A 25,697-nucleotide genomic window follows, 5' to 3' on the forward strand; every position below is an offset into this window, starting at 1 on the left:
AATATCTAAGCCAGGACGTCTTTTTTTGAATTTCCTTTCCAGCCGAAGGGGCAAAGTCGATCCAAGCGATAGTCGCTTTTTGGAAATGTATGTTTGAACATTAGTTACTAAAAAATCATTCTCCCTTCAGATGAAAGGTCTTCCCACGCATCTTTTTCATAAAACTCTGATTCCACTCCACCATTAAAAGGATCTTCAATTTTAGGAACAAGAATGATCGTCCCATCCTCTGGGTAGACAACAATATATTCTTGGTTTTCAGGCGGATTTTTTCCGTTATCAGAAGGAAGCGTAACGACGATGGAATTGCCTTGTAGGCTTGATTTAGTAATAAGCATAGTATCACCTCTTAGAGATAGTAACCCTTGCAATACTATGGAAGGAGAAGACAACAGTGAGATTTAATGTATTTTGAACACATCAAAAGTTCAAAACGCACTTTACATAAGATAGATAAGAAACCGCAATGAAATATTGTTTGAAAAGATGGATGAACATCTCAGAAAAATAGATGTTAGATTTTAGCAGAATTACGAAGTTTTTTAGATGGATCATTTATGGCATACCAAGGACCAGGGGATTAAAGCAACGAAAAAGTGAAGCTTCATTCCAAAACCGCCCAACCCAACAATTTTCACGCAAAACCTGCGCTTTTCTTTCAGTTATTGTTATAATAAAAGAAAACGCAAAGGTGGGAAATCATGACAACGATCAAGGACATTGCTGAAAAGGCGGGAGTAGCGAAAAGTACGGTTTCCCGCTATCTGAACAATGGTTATATCAGTGAAGAAAAGCGCAAAAAAATTGATCAGATCATTGCTGAAACTGGCTATCGCCCCAATACATTTGCTCGTTCGCTGAAAGCCCAAGACACGAAATTGCTGGGCGTGATCATTCCTCGACTGAATTCACCATCGACAAATGATGTGTTGAAAGGGATCGATACGACGGCACGGGAAAACGGCTATCAAATGCTGATCACCAACTCTGATCAAAGCGATGAACGGGAATTAGAAAATATCGAAATGCTAGTCAAACAAAAAGTAGCAGGGATGATCCTGTTTGCGCGCAAAATCACGCCGCAGCTACAAGCGGTGCTGGCAGAGGTTCCTATGCCTGTTTTATTGTTAGGCCAACAGTTAGCTGGCATTCATTCCATCGTCCATGAAGATTATCAAGCTGGCAAAACCATGGCAGAATATGCAGTCAGCGCTGGCCACCGACGTTATTTATTTGTTGGTGTCAGCGAAAATGATTATGCGGTAGGTGTCTTGCGGAAAAAAGGATTTCTTGATGTCTTGGCACAAACGCCCAACGTCAAAGTCGACTTTATCGAAACGTCCTTTTCAAGAAGAGAAACGTACCAAAAAGCCCTTATGTTCTTGAAAGATCAATCGGCAACGTACATCGCCTGTGCTACCGACAATATTGCTGTTGCTGTATTGAAAGCCGCCCATGAACTAGGGTATCAAGTGCCGCAAGACTTTTCCTTGAACGGATTTGGCGGCTATGATTCGACGGATTATGTCTATCCGACCATCACAACGACCCAATATCCCTATGTCCAATTAGGCATCGATGCCGTCTTAACGATCCAAAAACTGACACAAGGGGAAGAGGTTCCTGAGGTGATCGAATTACCGAATCAATTAGTGGTCAAACAGTCGACTACCAAGCGTGACAAGCAGGAGCAATAAAGCAAACATTTTTAGAGAAAACAGGACGTCCAGTTGCGGCGTTCTGTTTTTTTATTTTCTTTGCTTGCAATTGCAAACGGTTTCTGTTAATCTACAAATGTAGAACCGGTTCCACAAATGGACCGACGATCAAAGGAGTGGGAAAAATGAAGGAACAAAAAACGATCGACCAAGTGTTAGAAGCTGTTGGCGGCAAAGAAAATGTCAAAAACTTTGAACACTGTGCCACACGTTTGCGCTTGATTTTGAAAGACGATCAGTTAGTAGATAAAGACAAAGCGGAAGCAGTTGAGGGCAGCAAGGGCTATTTTTTCAACACGGGACAGCATCAGTTCATTTTTGGAACAGGAAAAGTCAATGAAGTTTATCAAGCCTTCGCAGCAGAAATGGGCAATGACGCCTCCGGTGATAAAGCTGGCTTCAAAGATGATGTCTATTCGAATCTGTCACCCGTCCAAAAAGTTGTCCGCACGTTGTCAGATGTCTTGGTGCCATTGATTCCAGCTTTGGTAACTACGGGGCTTTTGATGGGGATTCGGGGATTATTGACCGAGTTGGGGGTCACTTATAGTGCTGACTGGTTAGCTATGTTTGAAATGTTAACGGATACAGCGTTTGCCTTTTTACCTGTTTTGATCGCCTATAGTGCGACGAAAAAATTCGGCGGTAATCCGATCATCGGGATCGTGGTAGGATTGATGATGGTGGCACCGCAATTGCCGAACGCTTGGGCAGTTGCCAGCGGGGATGCAGAGCCATTGCACTTATTCGGTTTATCGATCTCTGGGTATCAAGGGTCGATTTTTCCAGCAATTATTGTCGGGATCTTAGTTTCTAAGCTAGAAAAATGGTTCCGTAAATTTGTTCCGCAAATGATGGACTTGATCGTGACACCATTCTTAACGATTGTCATTACTTTAGGTTTGATTTTGTTTGCGTTAGGACCAATCTTGCAAGTAGCTGAAAGAGCAGTCATCAACAGTATCGTTTACTTGGTGCAAGCACCATTGGGCATCGGTTATATCATTTACGGAGGGGTTCAGCAAGTGATCGTAATCACTGGATTGCACCATTCGTTAAGTATTATTGAGTTAGGGTTATTGAATACGACAGGCGAAAACGTCCTACAAGTCTTAGGTACAGCAAGTATGGCGGGACAATTTGGGGCTGCGATTGCTGCGGCATTTATTTATAAAAACAAAGTCAAACGCTCAAATGCCATCAGTGCGGCGGTTCCAACCTTATTTGGGATCACTGAACCTTTACTATTTGGGGTCAACTTACGCTCGATGCGGATTTTTGGCGCAGGCATGCTGGGGGGCGCAGTCGGCGGGTTTGCGACGTATGTCTTCCAATTAGCTGCTACTGGGATGGGCATCACTTTTATTCCAGGTCTATTGTTGTATACTGGAGATTTCGATGCCATGCTGAAATACGTTGTCGTGATTTTGATTGCCTTTGGTGTCGGTTTTGCTGGTGTCCAATTGCAGCGCAAACCGCTAGTCAAAGAGTTGAACCAATAAATAATCCCTTGCTGCTCATCGGCAAGAGAAAAGAGGTACCACATTGTTAACGAAGGAATACTGGGCACAGCTTGCCCAAACCCAAAGCGAATTAGCAGAAAAAATCAGTGCTGATGCGTGGCGCTTGAACTATCATTTGATGCCAGAAACAGGATGGATGAACGACCCGAACGGTCTTTGCCAATTCAAAGGCGTGGTTCATTTTTACCATCAATATGTACCGCAAACGCCCCATGGCGGGGAACCACCCCACTGGGGACACAAAACGTCGACGGATTATGTCACGTTTCAAGAAGAAGCGCTGTTTCTTTCTCCCGAACACGACTATGACAAAGACGGGGTCTACTCGGGCTCTGCCTTTATCGAGAATGACGCGATCCATTTCTTCTATACTGGGAATGTCAAACATCCTGGTGATCATGACTATACCTTTAGTGGACGAGAACAAAACACGGTCCATGTAATCAGCAAAGACGGCTATACCGTCGAAAAGCAAGAAGTCGTGATTCCTCATGAGGACTACCCTGAGGGATTTACCGATCATATTCGTGACCCAAAGGTTTTTGCCCACGAAGATAACTACTATATGCTGCTAGGCGCGCGTACGTTGGAAAACGAAGGCAAAATTTTGATTTATGAATCGACGGATTTAAATGAATGGACCTATCGAGGAATCTTTTTCGGTGAGGACTATGCTCTAGGCTACATGTGGGAATGCCCAGACTACTTCCATTTAGATGGCAAAGATGTGTTGGTCTTCTCACCGCAAGGCTTGGCAGCCAAAGAACATGCCTACCAAAATATTCATCAATCAGGGTATCTGATTGGTGAGGTGGATTGGGAAACCCTGACGTTCAAAGAAACTTCTGCGTTTCGTGAACTTGATTATGGGTTTGACTTCTATGCCCCGCAAACCTTTAAAGATGAGCAGAAACGTCGGATCTTGTGGGGCTGGATGGGGCTAGGGGATACCAGTCCTGAATACAGCAATCCTACGATCCCTCGCGGCTGGCAGCATGCCGCAACGCTGCCAAGACAGCTTTCGGTCAAAAATGACCAGTTGTATCAAGAACCTTTGCCAGAATTCCAAAAATTGCGAGACAAGCAAGTCAGCCAAAAAATTGTGCTTTCAGAGAAACCGCAGCACTTGTCTTTCGATGAATTGGCATATGAGTTGCAAGTTACGGCGGAAGTCCCATTGCAGCAGTTCCAGCTTGGACTTTTGCAAGATACGACTTTGGCTTATGAAGCTGGTGTCTTCACGATCCATCATGGCGTTTCTGGCTACGGTCGTAAACAGCGCAGTGTCAAGTTCGATGAACTGACGCAGCTGCAGATTTTTGTCGATACGTCTTCGATTGAGATCTTCCTAAATGGCGGGCAATATTGTTTGACCTCTCGCGTGTATCCCAAACGGACCGAGGCGATCGCTCTCAGCGGAACCGGCACGGTTTGTGTCAATACTTGGGCATTGGCGAAAAAATAAAGCAACGATCCGAAAACGACAGCAAACAGTTGGTTTTTCTTGTTGCACCCCCAAGAGTCAGCTTTTTCTCTGGCTTTTAGGGGGGCATCATACCAACTATTTTGCTGTCGTTATTCGCTTGTTACTGCTTTTGTTGGTTTTGGATAAAGGTCTGCAGCGCAGGTGCATCGATCCGATAGCCGTCTGCAGTTTTTGTGACTAGTTTTTGCGTTTTGAAATCTTTTAAGGTATACGTCAAATGGCGATAGCTCACGCCTAAGTATTCTGCGGTCTCCGTTAATTTTTCTTGAAAAAGATCATCGATCGAAGCTTCCAACAGTAGATGGGCAAGGCGCCAAGCTAAGGGATAGGTTTGATTGACGGAAAAATGATCCATACGCAGCAGCAATTTTTCACCGATAGTTTTGCCTAGTGTTTGTACGAAAGCCAGGTCTTGCATGAGCCCGTGAGCTGCTGCTTGCATCGGAATGCCCAGACATGTTGTTTCACCGATCGCAACCACGGTTTTCGGTACTGTTTCGGCGCCAATCAACGTGAGATCGCCAATGCAATCACCAGGATGGAGAAACTGCAGCAAGGCACGTTTGCCGTTTTCTTGCGTTTGAATGATCTTGGCTTTGCCAGTCAATAGGACGAAAAAGACCGACATCGGCACCGTTTCTTTTTGGATCGCTTCTCGATGATCAAAGGTCCAGAGGGCACTTTGTTGTAAAATCTCCTCAGGAATCGGCAAGGGGCAGCTTTCTTTGATTGGTACCTGCTTTATTGCCAAGGCATAAGCGGTTTTTTTCACTTTTTTCCTCCAAACTAGGAGAAATCTCCTATTTGTTTTTAGTCAGTATAGCACATACTTAGAAAAGCAAAAAAGAAAGTGTGGGAGAAAAAATGAATAAAAAGCAATGGATAGGATCAGGAATTTTTTATGGGCTGAGTGCATTCGGGATCAGCTTGACCATTAAAGCAAGCGTTGGGGTCAGTAGTTTTAATGCCTTGAATGTTACGCTGGCAACGATGTCAGGAATCAAAGTCGGCACCATCACAACAGCCATCAATTTGAGCTTTTTAGCTGCCTGTTGGCTATTGGATCGGCGGCAGACGTCCCTCAAACAAAAAGGCAGTGAGTACTTGATTATGTTTTTTGCTTTGCTGGCATTCGGCTATTTGATCAATGGCTTTGTTTACTACTTCTTGGCATCGCTGCACTTGACGAATTATTGGAGCCAACTAGCTGCTTTGATCGGTGGGATCTTGATTTCTGGAACGGCGACGGGACAAGTCCTACGGTTGCAGGTCTTGAAATTTCCAATCGAGTACTGGTGTCATTTGCTGGCGCAACGCAGTCGTTGGACATTTAAGCAGTACCGTTATGGCGTTGATGCAGTCTGTATTTCGGGGGCACTCTTGCTAGCGATCAGTTTGGGCTTGCCGCTAGCGGTGAGGGAAGGGACCGTCATTAGTTTCTTTTTGCTCTCAGGTGCCATTGCTTGGTCGAAGGAACGTGATTTGGCAGGGGCTTTACCCATTTGGCAAAGAAACAGTTAGCCAGCAGTATTCTTGGAATCGGGAAGGCGTCGAGTGTTCTAAAAATGCAGAAAGCTTTTTTTATGCTACTCTTATTAAAAAAGCGAGATATTTAGTAGGAGGAGACAGGATGAATCGGTTGATTGAAGGGTTTCAGGAAAATTTTGCACCAAAATTGGTTAGGATCAGTGAAAATCGGTTTTTAGTTGCCGTGCGCAACGGAGTCGCCGTCACGATGCCGCTGACGATAATCGGCAGTCTCTTTTTGATTTTAGCCAATCTGCCTTTTCCTGGCTGGACCGAGTTTGTCGGGGAATTTGGCGTCAAACTAGGCGCCGCCAGCAATTTTACATTTGGAATTTTGGGACTGGCCGCTTGTATCGGGATCGCCTACTATTTGGCGGCTTCGTATGAGATCGATCGGATCGGTTCAGTCGTGTTGGCAGTCTGCGCGTTTTTGCTGCTGCAGGCGGGGGAAGAATGGACGATCGATCCAGCTTCTTTGGGGGCGTCTGGTCTGTTTACAGGAATCGTCACGGCGGTTGCGACAGTAGTGATCCATCGCTTTTTTCTCAAGCACCGCTTAGTGATTCGGATGCCAGCAGAAGTGCCGCCCGCAGTTGCCAAGAGTTTTTCGGTCTTGCTTCCTGGAGCTGCCATCATCACTGGTGCCTGGGTGATTCGGGTCTTGTTGGAATTTAATGTCAATCAATTCGTGCAAGCCATCTTTTCACCGCTGGCAGTTGGTCTAAACACATTGCCTGGGATGCTGTTGTATACCTTTTTGATTTTGTTGCTTTGGTGTTTAGGGATTCATGGCAGCAATGTGATGGGGAGTATCGGCGATCCGATTTTTCTAGCTTTATTAGCAGCCAATACCGAAGCCTACACTGCAGGCGAACCGTTACCGAACATTTTTGCAGGCGGGTTTTATATCATGTTTTTGTGCTATGGAGGCACTGGTTCAACACTGGGGCTGATCATCAACATGTTAGTTTCAAAGAAAAAAGCCTATCGTTCCCTAGGGAAGATGGCTTTGCCCTCTGCTATTTTTTGTATCAATGAGCCAATCATTTTTGGGTTTCCGATCGTGATGAACCCTATTATGATGATTCCTTTCATCCTGACACCCCTTGTATTATGTGTCGGAACGTATTTCTTGTCGGTCACCAATGTCATTGGGCGAATCATGTTCAATCCACCGTGGACCACACCGCCCTTTATCAATACTTACCTTGCAACCGGCGGCAATATCCCTGCTGTTCTTTGGAGTATCGCTTCCTTACTGATTAGTGTGGCGATCTACTATCCATTCTTTAAAATCAGCGAACGAAGTTTAACAGAAGAAGAAAAAGGCGTTACCGACGCAGTTGCCGCGAAGGGGGAGAACTAAACGCTTATGATTGGCACGTGGTGCGTTGTTTTGTCTGGCAAAGAAAACAGTGGCTGCTACTCATCAAATTGCACAGTGATCCCAGATTTCGTCAATTGTTCCCATTCACGGATCGTTGGCAAGCGACCTTGGCAAAATAGCTGATCGTTGACATACACGAGTGGCAGACAGCTGCGGCCATTGCTTGCTAATTGCTGCTTGACGGCTTGATTCGTATAAAAAGGGGCAGGATCTTCTGCAAAAAAATATTCGTCGATCGTTAAAGGTTCGTTATGGAATGTTTGATGAGCCTGGGTCCTTTCTTCATTTATTTTTAACTGGTGAGTCAAGTGTGCTTCCCAAGTATCTTCTTTCTGGTCGGCATAAACAGCGATCGTTGGCATTGCATCAAATCCTTTCATGGCAGCTGATTTGTCAAAAGTATACCTGAATTTCTTGCCACGAGCAAAAAAGAGTATCAAAAAGAAGTGAAACAACAAAAAAAGACTCAAATGCGTCTTTTTTGTTGTTTCTTATTCGTCAGCGGGTAAAAAATCGAAATTGGTCAACTCGTTGTAAGAATACGCTTGGTCGATTTGACCCTTGTCTTTCGTCCAAGCAATGATTGCGTCGAATTGCTCTTGCGGCACTGCCTGGGCATACGGATAGTCTTCCTGGCTATCTAAGTAAGTACTCATAGCATCGGGAAATTGATAGTCTGCCAAGATGTCGGCATAGTCTTTTGCTGAATGAGCATTCATGTAATCGATGGCTTCGTTGTAAGCAGTGTAGAATGCTTTTAGGTCTTGCGGGCGATTTTGGATAACTTCGTCCATAAATTGTAGTGTGCCGCCTTTGATGCCAGCATCTTTAGAGCTGCCTAAAACAATCGCCCCTTGGGCAGCCAACATGCTGGCTTGCGGTTCCGTATAAACTGCGCCATCGACTTGGTCATTGAGCAATGCTTCGGAACGGGCAGAAAAAGAAGCGATATCCACGATGTCATAGGTAAAATCATTTTCCTGTGCAAATTGGTCCATGATGTATTCTAAAATGAAATTCGGTACAAGGGTGATTTTTTTATCCGCTAACCCTTTCATCTCAGTGATCCCTGAATTCGGTGAAGCGAGAATCTTGAAGTTTTCCAAAATATCAGAAGTGATCGTCATATCGATGCCGTTTTGCTTAAAGGTCGCTTCTGTCATGACATCGCTGATCGTACCATCCAGCTCGCCTGCCTGCACCGCCACATTGCGGTCATTCGGGGAAGTGAAGGATTTGAGTTCTACAGTCAATCCTTGCTTTTCGAAAAAGCCTTCTTCTTTTGCTAGAATGATCGGAATCGCTGATTCAGCTGGTAACACCCCGATCGTCAATGTTTGATCTGTGACCGCAGCTTCTGTACTGCTAGTGCTGGAATTGCTGGTACTTGCTGTTTCGCCAGTGTTACCGCAGGCGGCAGCGCCAACAGCGAATAGTGCTAGGATACTTGCTAAAATCGTTTTTTTCATTGGTTCATTTCCTCGTTTCTAAATCGTTGTTCAAAAGCAGCCATTGGTAGTGAGAACGGGATGACTGCCCGATGGAGTTCCATTGGCTTGGTTTGTGCCGTGTTGATACCTGGTTTGGTGGTAAATGCTAGAACGAAGCCTTCCTTTTCCAAGGTAGCGATCGTCTGCGGATCATAAAAGCCAAAGGGATAGGCAAAAACATCCTTGATGGCCACGTGCTGATTGCAGCTTCGTAAGTCTTGCGCAAAGGCTGCTGGTGTTTCCCACATCGAACGCCCTTGCTGGTCCTTGCGTTCGTGAAAATGATCGGTATGGTTGGTATATTCGAAGACATCGCTCATTTCGGCTAATTCGGCGCTGCTCAATGTCCGCGAAACTTCTGGCTCGTAAGGCTGAGGGGCATCAAAAAGCCAGCCAGTCACGACAAAGGCTGTTGCCTTGAAACCAGCTTCTTTCAACAGTGGGTAGGCATATTCTTTCATCGATTGATAGCAGTCGTCAAAGGTCAGCAACACGGATTTTTCTGGTAGCGGCTGCTGCCGGAAATAAAAATCTTTGACTTCTGCAAGGGTCAACGTATGGTAATTTTCTGCTTTCAAAAAGTCGATTTGTTGTTTAAAATGAGAAGTGCTATTGAATAAGGGCAGAGGCAAGGCATCTTGATACCCGTCTGCGACTTTGATCGGGCGGACCTGATCATAAAGTTCTGCTTCGGGACGTATTTCATGAAATACGAGGGTCTGAAACATCATAAACCATCCTTTCTTGTCAATCACGCAAAAAATAGTATAGCATAAAATGTGAAAACCAACACAAATAATTTGAAGAAAGAAGTTTATTCTCTGATGAGTATTCTATTCGATTCCGTTTCCTTTACCTATGGAGATACCGCCATTTTTAAAAACCTTTCGTTTTGTTTTGAACAAGGCGTGACCTATGTGCTGCTGGGAGAATCGGGCATTGGCAAAAGCACGCTTTTATCCTTGGTCAAAGGGTTGCAGCGACCGCAATCGGGCACGATCACTTACCAAGGCTGTTCCCCTGACAACATCGAGGTCGTTTTCCAAGAACTGCATTTGTTTCCTTGGCAAACAGTCTACCAAGCACTGGAAATGCCGCTGATTATCAACCAAACCCCTAGTGAGCGCCGTAAAAAACGGGTCGCCAGCTGTTTGGCTGAGTTGGGATTGACGCAGGTGCAGGACTGCTATCCGCATCAGCTTAGCGGCGGTCAAAAACAGCGGACCGCCATGGGGCGGGGACTGATCACACAGCCCGATGTTTTATTATTGGATGAGCCGACTGCTTCGCTGGACCAAGAAACCAAAGCAAACGCCCAAGCCATGATCGCTGCCCAACAGCAGCGCAGACAAAACAGCTTGATCGTGGTGACCCACGATCCAGAAGAGGCAGTGTTTTTGGGGCAGACGATTTTACTGCTAAAAGATCAGGGGGTTACGCCGATCAGTAATCCTTTTTACGGCAGCCAGCAAGAACGAGACTCATTGGCATTTTATGAAGTCGTCTTGCAGTTGAAAGAACAAATGAGGGAGGCGAGGCAATGAAAACCATCAAATCTTTTGCTTGGGGCTTCTGTTCGTTTGTCGTGGTTTGGTGGGGTGTAAGCTGGGTGACCAACAATCGCTCACTGCCTAATCCTTTAGAAACGGCCGAACGTTTTTGGGCACTGCGAGAAGTCTTACTGATCCACACAGGTGCCAGTTTGCTGCGGGTATTTGCGGCGTTGAGCGGGGCGTTGCTAGTCGGTGTGCCGTTAGGAATCTTGATTGGGCGATCCCAAAGAGTGGATCGGCGGCTTGGTCCACTGCTTTACTTTTTATATCCGATTCCTAAAGTTGCGTTTTTACCCGTCTTTATGATTTTCTTTGGCTTAGGCAATCTCTCAAAAATTCTCTTGATTTTTGCGGTGATCGTCATTCAAGTGATTGTCTCGATTCGTGATGCAGTCACAAAGATCCCGCCAGCGTATTTTCAAGTCATGAAAAATTATACCAATCAATGGCGCCATGTCTTGCGCTTCGTTATTTTGCCCGCGCTCATGCCCGCGCTTTTTGCCAGTGTGCGGGTCAGTATCGGGATCGCGTTGGCTTCCCTCTTTTTTGCCGAAAACTATAACACGACGTATGGTGTCGGCTATCTGATCTTAAGTGCGTGGTCAAAAATGGACTACCCACAAATGCTTTCGGGTATCCTCCTGATTGCTTTGATGGGCTATCTGCTTTTTGCCAGTATCGATTGGTTGGAAAAAGTGGTGTGCCGTTACCGACAATCTTAGAAAATGAATGGTTGCTCCATTGTATGATAGTATTTATTGATAAGAAAGAGCGATCGAGCAAGAAAAACGAAGTTGATCGCAATACTAAGGAGTGAGCGAGTGATAGGGTTTATCTATTTTATTGTCATTGTTTTGGCGAATGCAGTAGGCGCTGTTTCGGGTATGGGTGGTGGTGTATTGATCAAACCGATTTTCGATTTTATCGGTGCCCATTCTGTTGCTGCGATCTCTTTTTACTCGGCGACAGCGGTCTTCACGATGTCCATCGTTTCGACAGCTAGACAATTAGCCAGTGGACGGAAAATCAATTGGTCGATTGCCTTGTGGGTTTCTGGCGGCGCTGTGTTAGGTGGTATCTTAGGAAATGTTGCCTTTGAACGGTTATTGCTGGTCTTTCGAGACGACAAGATGGTTCAGCTGATCCAAATCCTTGTGACTGTGCTGACACTATTGTTTGCTTTTTTGTATACAAAATATAACTGGCGCGGGTTTGCGTTGAAAAAAGTCGGCTGGTATGCAGCTTGCGGCTTGATTCTTGGCTTTCTAGCCAGTTTGCTGGGGATCGGCGGCGGACCCATCAATGTTTCTTTATTGATGCTGCTGTTTGCCATGCCGATCAAAGAGGCGACGATTTATTCCATTTGTACGATTTTTTTCTCACAGCTGGCAAAAATTTTGACGATCGCTTTTTCGACAGGTTTTGGTCTATATGACCTCAAGGTTTTATGGTTTGTCATTCCGGCAGCCATTGTTGGGGGACTCATCGGGGCAAAGGCTAGCAATGTCCTTTCGCCCCAGCGGGTGACACTGGTTTTTCAAACAGTGATCGTTTTGGTTTTGCTGATCAATATTTACAATGGCATGCAACTATTTTTCTAATTCAATCGGCTTGCTTAACTATGAAAAAGCGGCACCTATCCACGAAGATAGGTACCGCTTGTTTTATTGCCATTCGGATTGATAATTTCCTTTGAGATCATAAACATAATTGATCTCGGTGCGATTACGAATCCCATTTAAACCAACGGTCCAAGTCCATTCGCCTTGGAAGCCGTTTAAAATGACGATGCTGACGCCAGGAACATAGTGATCCAGCTGAGCTGCTCGTGCCTCAGAATCCTTGATGATCTTGGGAATGACGCCCCAATCGATGGCATCAAAGGCAATGGTATCTTCCATCGAAAGCTCGATCGTATCGTCGTCTTTTTTCCATTTGGTCAACAGATTTTCTGGGTAATACCAATACTCGTCTTGCAGGCCTGTGTTTGGATTGATCACTCGCGCAACTGCATAAATGCCGCTTTTTAGCGGGACATTGCGGATGTGAAAACTATAGCTGACCAGTTGCAGCTCTTTGTCCTTGAGTGAGGATTGATTCGGCAGCGCAGCCATAATTTCTTTGGCACTGGCTTCTTCTCGAAAGAGTTGGCGGTCTACAGGTAAAAAGGTGGAAACTACGCCAATACAAAAGAGAATCACTGGCAGCAAGAGCAATGAGAATAACCAATAGAATGGCGATTTTTTGCGTTTCTTGATGCCGATGATCAGACCGATCAAAAAGACCAGCAGGATCCCTGCTACCCAAAAATAGGGGAACAAACGAATGATCTGATGCCTGGTTTCAACGACTTGGTATTCATTCAGACCAAACCAATTTTCCGCGATGGTGAGGTTATTTAAAACAATGATTCCGCCAATAATACTTAAAATAAATAAGAAAATCAATAGCAAAAGCATCCGACCGAGTATCCGACGTATCAGCGAGGGTCTAGTAGGTGGGGTCATGAGTCACGTCCTTTTTATTTTTTTTGAAAATAGTAGGTTAAATACAAGAGTAGTACAACTGGTGTTTTTTTTTCAATGATTGTAGACAAAAAAACTGCATCCACAGATGCGACCTCAAAACGTTAGACCAAAAATCTAACTTTTTTGGGGTCAGGACATCGCAGATGCAGGTTTTATTTTCATTTAGTCGAGGGTTTGTTGGCGGGCGATAGCTGGAAAGAATTTCAGGCTATACAATGCACTGATCCCAACTAGAATATAAATGACGCGGGCAATGATCGACGTGCTGCCGCCGGTGATCGCTGCGACAAGGTCAAACTCGAAGGCGCCGACCAGCAGCCAATTGATACCGCCGATGATCAATAAGGTCAGTGCGATCCCATCAAATGTTTTTAACATAGGAAACTCCTCTCTAGTTGTCGTCCCATCAACGTTCATCGTCGGTGATGGTGACATCTTTTTCTTTCTCGCCGTCTTGATTGCGCTCATTATAAATATAGACATGGCGAACGATTTTAATCAGCGGGCGAATGGTCAAAAAGACTCCGCCGATCAAATAGGCGATCGTTCCGTATATCGCAGGCAAACTAGTTAATGAAACGATACTCCCGAAAATATAAAACAAGCCCGTCAAAATATCATTCGTAAGTGAGATCAACATGTAGCGATTTTGAAAATAGATGCGAAAGCGACTTGCCTTGATGATCACATCTTCTTCTTTTCCCGGATCGAATTGATGTTCACTCCGTTTGATTTTTGGCATAGGTGCCATCACTGCTCCTTTATTTGTGCTAAGGTTTCAAGACAACTTTGATGTTCTTGTCTTCTTTTTTGTCAAAAATCTCATACGCTTTGGCAGCATCTGCTAAAGGCATCGTGTGGGTGATGATCTGTGACGGGTCAAACAAGCCGTCCGCAATCATGTCATAAATTTTTGGCATCAAATGGATCACAGGTGCTTGCCCGTGTTTGACATCGATGTTGCGCATAAAGAATTCTTGCAATGGATAAGAAGAAGCTGGTGTCATGTAAACACCAGTAATTTGGACGGTACCAAATTTTTTGACTGCTTTGGCGGCCATCTGGATCGGTGAGATCGTTCCACTTTGCAAGCTGACTAAGTTTTTGGCTTTTTCTTTGACGGGTTCTAAACCATCCATCCCAACACAGTCGATGATCACATCAGCGCCACCTTTGGTCAGCTCATACAGTTCATCAGCACTAGTAGCCAAATCATCCAATTGGAATGTTTCGACTTGATTGTAGCTGCTGGCTTTTTCTAAGCGATGAGCAACAGGGTCCACGGCAATCACCCGCTTAGCGCCTGCCATCACGGCAAATTTTTGGGCAAACAACCCAACTGGGCCTGAGCCTAAGACGATCACGGTATCATCCTTTTTGACGCCAGCATTTTGGACACTCCAATACGCTGTAGGTAAGATGTCAGATAAAAACAATACTTTTTCATCAGGGATCGTTGATTCAGGTACGATAAACGAGGTGAAATCTGCGAAAGGTACGCGCAAGAATTCGGCCTGACCGCCCCAGTGGTTACCGTTCATTTTTCCGAAACCGAATAAGCCGCCATACAATGTATCTTCTGAAGAATTGTCGCATTGACTTTCCATTTCATTTTGACAAAAGTGGCAATGGCCGCACCCGATATTGAAGGGGATGACGACACGGTCGCCTTTTTTTAGTTTCTGTACTTGACTGCCAACTTCTTCAACAATACCCATTGGTTCGTGACCAACGACATAGCCTTCTTCCAAGACCGAGCCGCCATGGTGGTAAAGGTGGAGATCAGAGCCGCAGATTGCGGTTGCGGTGATTCGGATGATCGCATCCGTCGGTTCTAAAATCGTTGGATCTTCTACACGACGAACGTCCATTTTTTGATTTCCTTGCCAGGTTACTGCTTGCATCATTTTTCCTCCTTGTTTGTTCAGATAAGTTCGGACAATCACTAATTTTTTCAACAACACGTTTTTACTTTTTAGTAACAGATAATTTAATTCTGCAAGGATTTTAACGATTTGACAACGAAAACGCTCAAAACGGTTGATTTGTTTTTTCTTCATCAATGGTTTAAAAAAAGAAAAACAGATGATTTGCTAAAAAAGTGAAAGCGTGACACTATTAAAGTGAAGCGTGCATGCGTTACGAGTATCTAACGAAACCTGCATCAACCAGTGACAAGAAATGAGGAGGGATGATCATGGATCTAACGATTCGAGGAAAGGCTTCCTGCACCAATTGCAATGAAAACTTTGATGGGAAGCTGGTCGTTCATTTACAAGAAGACAGCGAGGGGCAATTAACCATGGTACCACCGTTGGAAACGAATGAATTGGCAGAAGATGAAATCGCTATTCATTATGCTTACGGGGAAGTGAAGGAAGCCATCGAAGGAACCTTCATATGTCCAAACTGTCAGACTGAAAATGAGGTTCGGATTGAAATTCCGACCGAGCTATTAGATGGCTCAATGAATTAAATGAATAATCAAATTGAAAAAGCTCTCTGTTCCTTGAACAGGGAGCTTTCGTTACCTATTGGTCATTGGTTTGTTTTGTGCCATCAATGATTTCGACATTGAAGTCTCGTAAGATGTCGAGTCCTTGTGACTCGTGGTTTTTACCAGCGACTAATGTTTTATTGATAGTAAAATCAGCGTCAGGAAAGGCGCTTTGGATCTCGATGGTATTGGAAAGGACACAGATGTTGGTTTCAACACCAGTGATTTCGATTTTCTTTTCTTCTCCAGGTTCAAATAGATTTTTCTTAATGTCGATCAAGACCTCAGGTGGAATACTGTAATAGTATTTCTTGACGACTTTTTCATTTTCGAGAGGCTTAAGTTCTGGGATCAGCTGCAGGGCATCTGCTTCTTCATCAGGCGTTCCTTTGACTTCGATTGGAATGTCGCGGGTGTGTAAAATGTACTCCCCATTCGCCCGCGCTTGTTCTAGGCGCTTGGCGATTCGTTTGACGAGAGCGGCGCCATCTGGTACATACGCTTCGTTCTCTTCATCGAGAATTTGGTTTTGCATATCGACAATGACTAGCATGTGGTTACTCCCTTTCTATAAACATCGTTTTTCAAATGGTCTGACGTGAGGTTGAAAAATAGGTGCTATTTCTATGATGCCCCACTTTTTTTATATTTTCAAAGAAAACGCTCTTCTTGTCGAGAAACGGTAAAAACGTTATTTTTTTATTCGAATCACGATGCTTTTTGTTTGCTGAAAAGAAGAAGTAGTGATAGCTTTTAATATAGTACATTAAAAATAAATGAAAGTAGGTTAGGTTAAATGAGAAAGTTATTTTATATGGGGACTTTGCTTTTTTCAGTTGGTGTACTGGCGGCAGGATGCGGCAACAGTGAAACCGCTGTTTCCTCGGGGAATGAGTCAGCAGATGGCAAAACGACGTTGGACTTTTGGTCCTTCTGGGGGTCTGGTGCAAGACAAGAAGTAATTGAAGAAATTATTGATGATTTTAATGCGTCACAAGATAAAATCGAGGTCAAATACAGCTACCAGCCTTGGGGCGATATTTGGACAAAATCACTGTCGTCGATCACTGCTGGCAATCCGCCTGATGTTATTGTACAAGATATCAATTCTGTTGCTCAGCGGGCAGAAGCGCAGCAAGCAACGAATTTAAGTGAGTATATCGAAGAGGGCTTTTCTGATGAATTTTATCCGCAATTATGGGATACAGTGGAATACGAAGGGGATGCCTATGCCGTTCCTTTCAATACAGATACGCAAGTGATTTTCTACAATAAGACACTCTTTAAAGAGGCTGGTATCAGTGAAGAGCAACTGCCACAAACGTGGGAGGAGTTAGAAACAGTTGCTCGTAAATTAGATGTCAAAAACGGTGATGACTTTGAGCGGATCGGCTTTTACCCATTGTGGAATCTAGGCGCTGACGTGTGGGCGTTGAATGCCGACGATGGCGTCAGCTGGTTTGACAAGGATGAGAACGTCAAAATCGATACAGACAACAAAGTGGAAGCGTTGGAATGGATCTTAGACTGGCAAGAGTATTATGGTCAAGATACCATCAATCGCTTAGAAGCTGAATTTGGTTCAGGGGTTGCCGATCCATTCATTTCTGGATTAGTGGCGATGCGTGCGCAAAACATCAACTACTACTCAAGTTTGGCGGAAAATGCACCAGATGACTTTGAATTTGGGGTCATTCAAATTCCTGAAAAAGAAAGCGGCTCTGGTCACTGGTCATGGGGCGGCGGGTTCGTCCTAGAAGTGCCATACGGTGCCAAAGATCCTGAAGCGTCCTATGAGTTTATCAAATACTTGTCGACACCAGAAGTTCAAGAGAAATTTGGTGAGAAGAGCTTTGATATCATGGCGAATCGGACAGCCAACGAAAACTTGGTCAACAACGACAATCTAGATGAAAACGGCCAAATGATCTACCAAATGGCGGATGAAAACTTTGCCAATACGGTGATCACGCCTGTGCCATTGACAGCGCCTGACTTCAGTAGTCTTGTCAATGAACAGATCGACCAAATCATGCTAGGCAGCAAAACACCGGCTGAAGGGTTGGCAGATGCGCAAAAAGCGGTGGAAGATCTTGTTGAGCAAAACAAATAAACCTCAAAACGAGCGTTTTTAAAAAAAGAAGGAAAGTCCAGTCGGTTAGCAGACTGGGCTTTGCTTTCTGCTTTGCGAAGCGGACATGTTTTCTTGAACAAACAATGAGTAAAAATAGAATGGAGTGGAAGGAATGCCAAAGAAGCGTTCAAAAAGTAAACGGCAAGAAGCTCTTTGGGGCTACTTCTTCGTAGCACCATTTTTGCTTGGGTTCGTGGTGTTTATGTTAGGGCCCATGCTGTTTTCCTTCGTAGGAAGCTTTACCGATTACAATCTGACTTCAAAAATGAATTTTATCGGCTTTAAGAACTTTACCCGCATGTTTACGCAAGATACCCTGTTTTGGAAATCTCTTTATAACACGGCGTATTTTGTACTCTTCAATGTTCCCTTAACAACGTTATTCAGTGTTTTTCTAGCCACTTTACTGAATCAAAAAATCCGCGGAATCAGTTTTTTCCGAACGACCTTTTACTTACCAGCGATCCTTTCAGGGGTTGCCGTCTACGTCTTATGGATGCAATTATTATCTCCTTCCGCAGGATTGATCAATACCTTCTTGAGCTGGTTCAATATCAAAGGTCCGGCATGGCTGTTTGATCCAGAATGGACGAAACCAGCGTTGATTTTGATGAAGATTTGGAGTTCAGGGGGCGCGATGCTCTTGTATCTAGCTACTTTGCAAAATATTTCGCCGACGCTGTACGAATCGGCTGAGATCGATGGAGCGGGGGTTTGGGCGAAATTCAAAAATATTACGATTCCTTTGATCACGCCGATCATCTTCTATGATGTGATTACTTCAACGATCGGTTCTTTTCAAATTTTCCAAGAAGCATACGTGATGACCAAAAATGGTACCGGCGGTCCGGCGAATTCGCTGCTATTCTATAATTTGCATATGTGGAACAAAGCATTTGTTGCCTTTGATATGGGTTATGCGATGGCAATGTCGATGATCTTGTTCTTGATCGTCTTAGTCTTGACCTTTATCAATCTCAAGCTGGCACCACGCTGGGTTCACTATACCGGAGGTGGCAGCTAATGGAAATGACGACAAAAACGCGAAGCAAATCAAGCCAACAGCGAGTCAAGAAAATCATCAGCTATGTGGTGATGTCGATCATCGGGATCGTGCTGCTGATTCCTTTGCTGTGGATGGTCTTTACGTCATTGAAACCGATGGAGGAGATCGTGCGTTACCCGCCGACCTTTTTCCCAGAAGAAATCAATCTTGGCAATTATTTGGAGACCATCAACGCCTTTCCTTTTTGGCAGTATGCAAAAAACACCTTATTCATTACTGTCTTAGTAGTCTTCGGGAATGTCTTATCAAATTCCTTCATTGCTTATGGGTTTGCAAAATTGGCCTTTCCAGGAAAAAATCTGATCTTTGCCCTCGTCTTGTCTACCATGATGATTCCTGGCTTTGTGACGATGATCCCGCAATATGTCTTGTTTTCCAAAATCGGCTGGGTCGGCACCTATCTGCCGCTGATCGTTCCAGCGTTTTTCGGCAACGCCTTTAACATTTTCTTGATGCGGCAGTTTTACTTGTCCGTCAACAATGAATTGATCGAAGCCGCTAAGATCGATGGCGCCAATCATCTTTATATTTGGAGCCATCTAATGATCCCATTGACGAAACCCGCGCTGATCACGATTGCCATCAACTCCTTCAATGGGGCGTGGAATGATTTCTTAGGACCATTACTGTATATTCAAAACCAAGAAAAGTACACGCTGCAGATTGGCCTGCAAGTTTTCCAAAACCAATCAACGACCCAGTGGAACTACTTGATGGCAGGAGCAACGCTTGTGCTATTGCCGACGATCTTGCTGTTCTTCCTCGCTCAACGTTACTTTATTGAGGGAATGGATCTGACGGGAGGTTCCAAAGGATGAGAACAAAAGTTACCCCGCAACGCTTAAACCAAGCGCTGTTGACTGGCATCAACTGGCTTCCGCATTTACTGGTTTTACAAGGCATGTGGCTGTTGTATTCCTTGCCTTTGATCACGAGTACCACCGCTAGTCGAGCATTGATCGAGACGTTGACGGAACTGCGTAACGATGGCTTGGAGGCAAGCAGCAAAGCTCGTTTTCAGCAGGCATTTCATCAACAGTGGACAACAAGAAAAGGGCAAGACCGTTTGCTCAGTCTATTCTTCCTGCTGCTTTTGGCGGACAGCTTTATCTTTAGCCGTTTGCAGCACCCGCTGTTTCAGATCGCTAGTTACGCGTTAGCGTTCACCTTTGGCTTGTTTTGCTTGGTCTTACTTTATCAAACGAGGCTGCTTCACACCTATCCGCAGCAGCCCAGCTCATTGTTTTATAGTTTTTATCAGTTTGCTCGTTCACCCAAACGAGTACTGGCGCATCTTTTAGCAACAGTGACGCTTGTCTTGACCTTTTTGCTGTTTGGTCCTGTCTACTTATTGGTCTTAGGGATCAGCACCTTGTATTTGGTCAATGTCGTGCTCTGTGACCAAGCGCTCAAATAGAAAACTAATGGGTATCCCGAAACTTCCTTAGTGAAAAGCTAAGGAGTTTCGGTTTTTTTGTGAAAAGAAGGTTGACAGGGTCAAAAATTATGCCTATGCTGAATGTAAATTTAGTAAACAGTAAACAGATGAGGTGCAGCTATGGCAAGTATGAGAGATATCGCGAAATTAGCCGGGGTGTCGGTAGCAAGTGTTTCTAGAATCCTTAACAATGATGAAACCTTCAGTATCAATGAACACACGCGTCAGCGAGTCATTGAGATCGCCAACCAAATGAATTATTCAAAAGAAAAAAATCAACCCCATTCCCGTGAAGTCGGCGACCAAAACACGATTGCCATCATTACCCGCCACGATCGAGAGTCGGAAAGAAACGATCCGTATTTTATGATGATCCGCAATGGGATCGAAAAGGAAGCGGCGAAGTGGCGCTTAAAAACGATTCGGGCCTTTTCCATGCGGGAGCCTCAAAAAGATTTGGTACAATTGGCGAAGTATGGCGCAGTCATTATTATTGGAGAGATGACCAGCGATGCTTTGGCAGAGATCAGTCAGCAAAATGCCAATATTATCCTGGTGGATAATTATAGTGAAGCACCCAGCTACGATTGCATCCAAACCGATTTTGCCCAAAAGACTCACCAGATCCTCACGTTGTTAAAAGAGAAGGGCCATGAGAATATTGCCTTTGTGGGCGGTGTTGCCAGCCGAGTGACGATTTCTGGCGAAGTCGTTTACGATGAACAAGAGATTCGAGCAGAAAACTACCGCCAATGGATGCTGCTCAATAAATTGGAAAAGTTCACAACCGTGCTGCAGGGGAAATGGTCACCAGAGACTGGTTTGCATTTTGGTCAGCAGATCGCGCAAATGAATCCTCGCCCCACAGCGATCGTCGTTGCCAGCGATCCTATGGCTGTCGGGGTTTACAAGGCACTCGCTGAAGCGGGGCTATCGATTCCTAAAGATGTGTCAGTCGTTAGTTTTGATGATATCGAAATGGCGCAATTTATGACGCCCGCACTGTCTTCCGTCAAGATGAAAGCTGAAGAGATGGGGCAGATGAGTGTCGAATTAGCGAAAAATAAAATCCTTGGGGTGCGAACGATGCCTGTTCGCGTCGTTTGTGGCAGTGAATTGATCATTAGAGAATCGATTGCCGAAAAAGATCAGTGACGTCTGATCTTTTTTTATTTTAGGGGTTGTGTAAACATTAACTAAACAACTATACTGATTGTAGTAAACGTTTACAGTTGAAAATAAAGGAGAAAACGAAATGAAGTTTATTGATAAATTAGCCGAAAAGATGGTGCCTTTTGCTCAGATCATTGCCAACAACAAATACTTGTTAAGTCTTCGTGATGGGTTTATGGTCGCTTTTCCTGCAACAATGTTTGCGTCAATTATGATTATTATTCAAAATCTGCCTGCTACTTTCGGACTCTCGGAAAAACTTCCAGAGGGATTCATCACGTTTCTAAACGACTTTTTTGGTCCTATCGGAAATGCAACCATGAGTATCACCGCTATTTTCGTTGTTTTTGGGATCGGCTATCAGTTGGCTGGCAAGTATGGACAAGCCAAATTATTTGCGGGTGCCATCTCACTGTCTTCGTTTTTGATGCTGCTGCCTTTTGGCTCATCCGAAGAGTTAGGTACAGTGATCCCCTTGTCGAAATTAGGGGCTGAGGGAATGTTTGTCGGAATCATCACGGCCATTATCGCTACGCAGATCTATTGCAAAATCAGTGCGGCTGGGCTGACGATCAAAATGCCAGATTCGGTTCCGCCAATGATCGCAGAATCCTTTGTCGCCATCATTCCTGGTGCGGCACCGTTGTTCCTTTTCAATTTGATTCGCTACTTGTTCACCTTTACTTCATGGGGCAATGCCGTTGATTTCGTTTATGAGATTTTGCAAAAACCATTAATGGGCTTAGGCGGTACGTTGCCAGCAGTACTGATCGCCGTCTTGTTCACCCAATTCTTCTGGTGGTTTGGGATTCACGGAACACTAGTGGTCAATGCGGTGATCGATCCAATCATGAATGCGTTAGCGATCGAAAACTATGAAGCTTACAAAGCAGGGGCGGAACAATTGCCCCATATCATTAACACTACGTTTATGGGCGTGTTCGTCAATCAAGGAATGCAGCTGGGGATCTCGATTACGATGGCATTCTTTATCGCTCGTTCGATTCGGATGAAAAAATTAATGAAGACGGTGATCGCTCCATCTGTTTTCAACGTATCTGAACCGATGACCTTTGGTTTGCCGATCGTCTTGAACCCGATCGCTTTTGTCCCATGGATCTTAGCGCCATTAGCCAGTACGACGATTTCTTACTTTGCGATCGCCGCAGGCTTGGTGCCACGACCAATTGGAGCAACGGTGGTTTGGACGACCCCTGTTTTCTTATCTGGTTGGTTAGGCACGGGTTCTGTTGCCGGCGCAATCTTACAGTTAGTGACGGTTGCCGTAATGACCTTGATTTGGGTGCCATTCTTGATCGTAATGGATCGCGGGTACTTGAAAGAAGAAAAAGCAGAAGCGGCATTAAATGAACAAGCGGCATCTGAAATGATCAATCAAAGAGTAGAAGAAAGATAAGCCCAGAAACGGAAAGGAATGCAATAGCGCACCCTTTAGAAAGGAATTTGTGATGAGAACCGATACATTGTCTTGCAGTTATCAAATGAATACCACACCTACGGACTTTTCCCGTGTGTTATTGGCGGAACAAGAGAAATTCTTTCTAGCCAAACAAGCCCAAGAACCGTTCGGGGAAGGCTGCCGTATTGAAACGATGATCCAAACCAAAACCGCCCCGCGGTTGGTACCTGCCGTCATGACGGTCAAAAAAATTGCCGCGGATGAGCTGTGGCTTCGTACGACCCATGAAGAAGGAGTGATCGATCAACGGTACAGTTTTGCACCAGGACGAAAAGGGAAGCTGCAAGTCACGTATTCGGAACAAAGCCGTTTTGAGCAGCAGAAAACAACCTAAAGTTTTATGCTGGCGGCGCTGTTTTACAAATTCTTTTTCAATCGCGGCGTCAAAAAACGCTTGCGTTATCTTGAAGCAGCTTGTCAACGAGCAGGGACAAATGAAAAAAATGAGGAAAATTGAGGATAGCAATGATAGAAATTAGGAATGAACAACTCTTTCACTTATACAATGAAAAAATCAGTTATATCATAAATGTGTTACCAAATCAGCAACTGGGTCATGTCTATTTTGGGCCATCTCTAGGCACACTGGCGCCGTTTGATCAAGCGTACCTTGAGAAAAAAGAGAATAAATCGGCAGGAACCGTCAAATTTTTTGAAGCAGACAATCTTTTTACTTTGGCGGACCGTTTTCAAGAATTGCCAACGTATGGGACTTCTGATTTTCGAGAAGGGGCAGTGTCGGTTTTTGAGGAAGAAACCCCTCTTTATGTTGATTTTAAACTTGTGGCTTTTCACTGTTTTGAGGGCAAAGAACGAAAGCTGGCGCAACCAGCCAGCTTTGCTTCTGCCGATGAAAGCCAAAGCATCGTCTTTGAATTAGTAGATCAAGAGCGACAGCTGGAAATGGCGCTCACCTATACGATCTTCAAAGGATCAGGAACCATCACGCGGCAGCAAACACTGACCAATACGGGGAGCAAGCCGAGAACCATCCAGCGCTTTTTGAGTGGTGTCTTGGAGCTGAAAAATCGCGATTTTGAACTGCTGCATCTTTCAGGCGCATGGCTGAAAGAACGGCATATCAAGACGGTCCCTTTGACCCAAGGGACGATCAGTGTCGGCTCGTTAAAAGGAGCGTCTGGTCATCAGCACAATCCTTTTGTCGCCTTAAAAGAACAGCAAGCCACCAATGACACTGGTCACGTCTATGGTGCCAACCTGATTTATTCTGGCAACTTTTTAGCGCAAGCGGAAATGGATGAGTGGGACAACGTTCGATTGATGTTGGGGATACATCCTGAGCATTTCAGCTGGCAGCTTTCACAAGGAGAAACTTTTGAAGCCCCAGAATGCCTCTTCACCTTCACCGCTGCTGGTCTGAATGGCTTGAGTCAAGAATCCGCCCAATTTATCGAAAAGCATGTGATTGCCCCTTATTGGCAAAAGCGGCAGCGGCCGATCGTCTTTAATAATTGGGAAGCGACTTATTTTGATTTTAATGAAGAAAAGCTGTTGACCTTAGCCCAAGAAAGCAAGGCGTTAGGGATGGAGTGCTTTGTGCTGGATGATGGTTGGTTTGGAAAACGCAACGACGACCGCAGTTCATTAGGCGATTGGGTGGCGGACCCTGCCAAATTTCCAAAAGGAATCGGTTCTTTTGCTGAGAAAATTCATGCCATGCAGCTGCAACTGGGGATTTGGTTTGAACCAGAAATGGTTTCGCCAGATAGTCAGTTGTACCAAGAGCACCCTGAGTGGGTAGTCAAGCATCCTTATGAGCGGATCTCTGTGGGGCGCGGGCAATACGTGTTGGATTTTGCCAATCCAGCAGTGGTCGAGGCGATTTTCGAAGCGATGCAAAAAGTGATCCTTGAAACCAAGCTGGATTACATCAAATGGGATATGAACCGCAATATCACGGAAGCTTACTCTCCCTATTTAGCGGAACAGGGAATTTCTCAGACGGAGTTTTATCATCGCTACATTTTAGGTCTTTATCGCTTATATGAAAAAATCTTAGCGGCGTTTCCGACCCTTTTGATTGAAGGCTGTGCTGGCGGCGGGGGCAGATACGATTTAGGGATCTTATTTTACAGTCCGCAGATTTGGCCTAGTGATGATAGTGATGCAGTGGAACGTTTAGCCATCCAAAGCGGAACGTTGTTAGGGTATCCTTTGTCCTCCTTCAGCAATCACGTGTCGGCGGCACCAAACCACCAAGTCGGCCGGGCAACGTCTTTAGACTTTCGGCAAACCGTCGCAATGTTTGGGCCTTTGGGGTATGAACTCGATCTCTTTCATTTGTCTGACGCTGAAAAGCAGGCAATCAAATCCCAAATCGTCTTTTATAAAAAACAGCGGCAATTGCTGACCTTTGGCACTTTTTACCAGCTGCAGCAGTTGGACCATGCCAATGAAACGACTTGGGCAGTGTATGATCCGCAAAACGAAGAAGCATTGATTGCTTTCTTTCGCGTGTTGGCACAAGCCAATCCGACGGCGGAAGACTTTTTGCCCGCAGCCTTTCTTAATGCCCAACAGGTGTATCAGGTCAATGGCGAAACTGTCTCTGGTCAGCTGTTAAGGCAATTAGGGTTGCGTAAACCCTATCAGTTTAATGCCGTCAACCATGGAACAGCGCAAGTCACTGGCGATTTTCAATCATTTGTCTACCAGTTACAAGCTAAAAAGGAGTAG

The 25,697-nt window shown here is 44.8% G+C and carries 26 protein-coding genes and 1 pseudogene; 17 read left to right on the forward strand and 10 right to left on the reverse strand.

The features are described 5' to 3' along the window. Window positions 1-107: 107 nt before the first annotated feature. Entirely contained in the window at window positions 108-338 is a 231-nt protein-coding gene (gene mazE, locus IGI71_RS04890) for a type II toxin-antitoxin system PemI/MazE family antitoxin (protein WP_005225463.1), read from the reverse strand. 363 nt (window positions 339-701) lie between these two features. Here mazE and IGI71_RS04895 point away from each other — a divergent pair, with 363 nt between their 5' ends. The 3 genes from IGI71_RS04895 (at window position 702) to IGI71_RS04905 (ending at window position 4,706) form a co-directional block, all read left to right on the forward strand. Continuing rightward, complete coding sequence (locus IGI71_RS04895; protein ID WP_005225464.1) at window positions 702-1,697, forward strand: LacI family DNA-binding transcriptional regulator; 996 nt, start codon at window positions 702-704, stop codon at window positions 1,695-1,697. A 146-nt stretch (window positions 1,698-1,843) separates the two neighbouring features. Beyond that, a complete protein-coding gene (locus IGI71_RS04900; RefSeq protein ID WP_081116572.1) occupies window positions 1,844-3,220 on the forward strand; it encodes a PTS transporter subunit EIIC in 1,377 nt (458 codons plus the stop codon). A 43-nt stretch (window positions 3,221-3,263) separates the two neighbouring features. After that, window positions 3,264-4,706, forward strand: a complete 1,443-nt coding sequence (locus IGI71_RS04905) for a glycoside hydrolase family 32 protein (protein ID WP_289230473.1) — start codon at window positions 3,264-3,266, stop codon at window positions 4,704-4,706. A gap of 121 nt (window positions 4,707-4,827) precedes the next feature. On the opposite strand, the gene IGI71_RS04910 is transcribed toward IGI71_RS04905, so the two are convergent. Continuing rightward, window positions 4,828-5,499 carry a cyclic nucleotide-binding domain-containing protein gene (locus IGI71_RS04910; RefSeq protein ID WP_005225467.1) on the reverse strand — a complete coding sequence of 224 codons (672 nt, stop codon included), beginning with the start codon at window positions 5,497-5,499 and terminating at the stop codon, window positions 4,828-4,830. Between the two features lie 92 nt (window positions 5,500-5,591). Between IGI71_RS04910 and IGI71_RS04915 the strand changes: the two genes are divergently transcribed. Both IGI71_RS04915 and IGI71_RS04920 read left to right on the forward strand, forming a co-directional pair. Then, a complete protein-coding gene (locus IGI71_RS04915; protein WP_034868378.1) occupies window positions 5,592-6,248 on the forward strand; it encodes a YczE/YyaS/YitT family protein in 657 nt (218 codons plus the stop codon). A 109-nt stretch (window positions 6,249-6,357) separates the two neighbouring features. After that, window positions 6,358-7,620 (forward strand): PTS sugar transporter subunit IIC, encoded by a 1,263-nt coding sequence (locus tag IGI71_RS04920; protein ID WP_430616194.1) that lies wholly within the window; start codon window positions 6,358-6,360, stop codon window positions 7,618-7,620. Between the two features lie 56 nt (window positions 7,621-7,676). Here IGI71_RS04920 and IGI71_RS04925 read toward each other — a convergent pair whose 3' ends face one another. The 3 genes from IGI71_RS04925 to IGI71_RS04935 are packed head-to-tail and all read right to left on the reverse strand — an operon-like array spanning window position 7,677 to window position 9,859. Further along, entirely contained in the window at window positions 7,677-8,081 is a 405-nt protein-coding gene (locus tag IGI71_RS04925) for an arsenic metallochaperone ArsD family protein (RefSeq protein ID WP_034868676.1), read from the reverse strand. A gap of 51 nt (window positions 8,082-8,132) precedes the next feature. Then, window positions 8,133-9,110 carry an ABC transporter substrate-binding protein gene (locus IGI71_RS04930; protein WP_005225471.1) on the reverse strand — a complete coding sequence of 326 codons (978 nt, stop codon included), beginning with the start codon at window positions 9,108-9,110 and terminating at the stop codon, window positions 8,133-8,135. Next, complete coding sequence (locus IGI71_RS04935) at window positions 9,107-9,859, reverse strand: polysaccharide deacetylase family protein (protein ID WP_301994509.1); 753 nt, start codon at window positions 9,857-9,859, stop codon at window positions 9,107-9,109. Before IGI71_RS04935 ends, IGI71_RS04930 begins: the two co-directional genes overlap by 4 nt. A 96-nt stretch (window positions 9,860-9,955) precedes the next feature. Here IGI71_RS04935 and IGI71_RS04940 point away from each other — a divergent pair, with 96 nt between their 5' ends. From IGI71_RS04940 to IGI71_RS04950, 3 genes are all read left to right on the forward strand, one after another. Next, entirely contained in the window at window positions 9,956-10,675 is a 720-nt protein-coding gene (locus tag IGI71_RS04940) for an ABC transporter ATP-binding protein (RefSeq protein ID WP_430616195.1), read from the forward strand. Further along, entirely contained in the window at window positions 10,672-11,406 is a 735-nt protein-coding gene (locus tag IGI71_RS04945) for an ABC transporter permease (protein ID WP_005225474.1), read from the forward strand. The genes IGI71_RS04940 and IGI71_RS04945 overlap by 4 nt, the downstream gene beginning before the upstream one ends. 99 nt (window positions 11,407-11,505) lie before the next feature. Continuing rightward, window positions 11,506-12,285: a sulfite exporter TauE/SafE family protein gene (locus IGI71_RS04950; protein WP_005225475.1), complete on the forward strand. Its 780-nt coding sequence runs from the start codon at window positions 11,506-11,508 to the stop codon at window positions 12,283-12,285. A gap of 63 nt (window positions 12,286-12,348) precedes the next feature. Here the strand turns inward: IGI71_RS04950 and IGI71_RS04955 are convergent, their stop codons facing one another. The 4 genes from IGI71_RS04955 to IGI71_RS04970 all read right to left on the reverse strand — a co-directional run bounded on the left by IGI71_RS04955 (window position 12,349) and on the right by IGI71_RS04970 (window position 15,116). Continuing rightward, window positions 12,349-13,191, reverse strand: coding sequence for a hypothetical protein (locus IGI71_RS04955; RefSeq protein ID WP_005225476.1), 843 nt, complete (start codon window positions 13,189-13,191; stop codon window positions 12,349-12,351). 183 nt (window positions 13,192-13,374) lie between these two features. Beyond that, window positions 13,375-13,590, reverse strand: coding sequence for a DUF378 domain-containing protein (locus tag IGI71_RS04960; protein ID WP_008379021.1), 216 nt, complete (start codon window positions 13,588-13,590; stop codon window positions 13,375-13,377). Between the two features lie 28 nt (window positions 13,591-13,618). After that, window positions 13,619-13,963, reverse strand: coding sequence for a YrhK family protein (locus tag IGI71_RS04965; RefSeq protein WP_034868385.1), 345 nt, complete (start codon window positions 13,961-13,963; stop codon window positions 13,619-13,621). Between the two features lie 19 nt (window positions 13,964-13,982). Next, window positions 13,983-15,116, reverse strand: coding sequence for an alcohol dehydrogenase catalytic domain-containing protein (locus IGI71_RS04970; RefSeq protein WP_074534994.1), 1,134 nt, complete (start codon window positions 15,114-15,116; stop codon window positions 13,983-13,985). A gap of 287 nt (window positions 15,117-15,403) precedes the next feature. Between IGI71_RS04970 and IGI71_RS04975 the strand changes: the two genes are divergently transcribed. Next, a complete protein-coding gene (locus IGI71_RS04975; protein ID WP_005225480.1) occupies window positions 15,404-15,688 on the forward strand; it encodes a hypothetical protein in 285 nt (94 codons plus the stop codon). A 55-nt stretch (window positions 15,689-15,743) separates the two neighbouring features. Here the strand turns inward: IGI71_RS04975 and IGI71_RS04980 are convergent, their stop codons facing one another. Further along, the gene (locus tag IGI71_RS04980) at window positions 15,744-16,262 is read right to left on the reverse strand and encodes an isochorismatase family cysteine hydrolase (RefSeq protein WP_005225481.1); all 519 of its coding nucleotides are present in this window, start codon (window positions 16,260-16,262) and stop codon (window positions 15,744-15,746) included. A 243-nt stretch (window positions 16,263-16,505) separates the two neighbouring features. On the opposite strand from IGI71_RS04980, the gene IGI71_RS04985 reads away from it, so the two are divergent. From IGI71_RS04985 to IGI71_RS05020, 8 genes and pseudogenes are all read left to right on the forward strand, one after another. Next, window positions 16,506-17,822: an ABC transporter substrate-binding protein gene (locus IGI71_RS04985; protein ID WP_005225482.1), complete on the forward strand. Its 1,317-nt coding sequence runs from the start codon at window positions 16,506-16,508 to the stop codon at window positions 17,820-17,822. Window positions 17,823-17,955: 133 nt separating this feature from the next. Continuing rightward, entirely contained in the window at window positions 17,956-18,867 is a 912-nt protein-coding gene (locus tag IGI71_RS04990; protein ID WP_005234717.1) for a carbohydrate ABC transporter permease, read from the forward strand. Then, window positions 18,867-19,727: a carbohydrate ABC transporter permease gene (locus IGI71_RS04995; protein WP_005225484.1), complete on the forward strand. Its 861-nt coding sequence runs from the start codon at window positions 18,867-18,869 to the stop codon at window positions 19,725-19,727. The genes IGI71_RS04990 and IGI71_RS04995 overlap by 1 nt, the downstream gene beginning before the upstream one ends. After that, window positions 19,724-20,326, forward strand: coding sequence for a hypothetical protein (locus IGI71_RS05000; protein WP_005225485.1), 603 nt, complete (start codon window positions 19,724-19,726; stop codon window positions 20,324-20,326). Before IGI71_RS04995 ends, IGI71_RS05000 begins: the two co-directional genes overlap by 4 nt. Window positions 20,327-20,467: 141 nt before the next feature. Beyond that, window positions 20,468-21,502, forward strand: a complete 1,035-nt coding sequence (locus IGI71_RS05005; protein ID WP_225000976.1) for a LacI family DNA-binding transcriptional regulator — start codon at window positions 20,468-20,470, stop codon at window positions 21,500-21,502. Window positions 21,503-21,602: 100 nt separating this feature from the next. Next, entirely contained in the window at window positions 21,603-22,937 is a 1,335-nt protein-coding gene (locus IGI71_RS05010) for a PTS sugar transporter subunit IIC (protein WP_005234719.1), read from the forward strand. A gap of 52 nt (window positions 22,938-22,989) precedes the next feature. Continuing rightward, window positions 22,990-23,457 (forward strand): annotated as a pseudogene (locus IGI71_RS05015) (hypothetical protein). 8 nt (window positions 23,458-23,465) lie between these two features. Next, on the forward strand, window positions 23,466-25,697 hold the full coding sequence (locus tag IGI71_RS05020; protein WP_034868389.1) for an alpha-galactosidase: 2,232 nt from the start codon (window positions 23,466-23,468) through the stop codon (window positions 25,695-25,697).

The sequence above is a fragment of the Enterococcus sp. DIV1279b genome, assembly GCF_050531515.1.
GTDB lineage: Bacteria > Bacillota > Bacilli > Lactobacillales > Enterococcaceae > Enterococcus_D > Enterococcus_D casseliflavus.

Coding starts and splice junctions, on each gene's coding strand:
- IGI71_RS04995 (WP_005225484.1), top strand. CDS start 18,867: ATGGAAATGACGACAAAAACGCGAAGCAAATCAAGCCAACAGCGAGTC.
- IGI71_RS04990 (WP_005234717.1), top strand. CDS start 17,956: ATGCCAAAGAAGCGTTCAAAAAGTAAACGGCAAGAAGCTCTTTGGGGC.
- IGI71_RS04955 (WP_005225476.1), bottom strand. CDS start 13,191: ATGACCCCACCTACTAGACCCTCGCTGATACGTCGGATACTCGGTCGG.
- IGI71_RS05000 (WP_005225485.1), top strand. CDS start 19,724: ATGAGAACAAAAGTTACCCCGCAACGCTTAAACCAAGCGCTGTTGACT.
- IGI71_RS04985 (WP_005225482.1), top strand. CDS start 16,506: ATGAGAAAGTTATTTTATATGGGGACTTTGCTTTTTTCAGTTGGTGTA.
- IGI71_RS04940 (WP_430616195.1), top strand. CDS start 9,956: ATGAGTATTCTATTCGATTCCGTTTCCTTTACCTATGGAGATACCGCC.
- IGI71_RS05005 (WP_225000976.1), top strand. CDS start 20,468: ATGGCAAGTATGAGAGATATCGCGAAATTAGCCGGGGTGTCGGTAGCA.
- IGI71_RS04965 (WP_034868385.1), bottom strand. CDS start 13,963: ATGGCACCTATGCCAAAAATCAAACGGAGTGAACATCAATTCGATCCG.
- IGI71_RS05010 (WP_005234719.1), top strand. CDS start 21,603: ATGAAGTTTATTGATAAATTAGCCGAAAAGATGGTGCCTTTTGCTCAG.
- IGI71_RS04980 (WP_005225481.1), bottom strand. CDS start 16,262: ATGCTAGTCATTGTCGATATGCAAAACCAAATTCTCGATGAAGAGAAC.
- IGI71_RS04930 (WP_005225471.1), bottom strand. CDS start 9,110: ATGAAAAAAACGATTTTAGCAAGTATCCTAGCACTATTCGCTGTTGGC.
- IGI71_RS04900 (WP_081116572.1), top strand. CDS start 1,844: ATGAAGGAACAAAAAACGATCGACCAAGTGTTAGAAGCTGTTGGCGGC.
- IGI71_RS04935 (WP_301994509.1), bottom strand. CDS start 9,859: ATGTTTCAGACCCTCGTATTTCATGAAATACGTCCCGAAGCAGAACTT.
- IGI71_RS04920 (WP_430616194.1), top strand. CDS start 6,358: ATGAATCGGTTGATTGAAGGGTTTCAGGAAAATTTTGCACCAAAATTG.
- IGI71_RS05020 (WP_034868389.1), top strand. CDS start 23,466: ATGATAGAAATTAGGAATGAACAACTCTTTCACTTATACAATGAAAAA.
- IGI71_RS04915 (WP_034868378.1), top strand. CDS start 5,592: ATGAATAAAAAGCAATGGATAGGATCAGGAATTTTTTATGGGCTGAGT.
- IGI71_RS04960 (WP_008379021.1), bottom strand. CDS start 13,590: ATGTTAAAAACATTTGATGGGATCGCACTGACCTTATTGATCATCGGC.
- IGI71_RS04970 (WP_074534994.1), bottom strand. CDS start 15,116: ATGCAAGCAGTAACCTGGCAAGGAAATCAAAAAATGGACGTTCGTCGT.
- IGI71_RS04895 (WP_005225464.1), top strand. CDS start 702: ATGACAACGATCAAGGACATTGCTGAAAAGGCGGGAGTAGCGAAAAGT.
- IGI71_RS04945 (WP_005225474.1), top strand. CDS start 10,672: ATGAAAACCATCAAATCTTTTGCTTGGGGCTTCTGTTCGTTTGTCGTG.
- IGI71_RS04975 (WP_005225480.1), top strand. CDS start 15,404: ATGATCATGGATCTAACGATTCGAGGAAAGGCTTCCTGCACCAATTGC.
- mazE (WP_005225463.1), bottom strand. CDS start 338: ATGCTTATTACTAAATCAAGCCTACAAGGCAATTCCATCGTCGTTACG.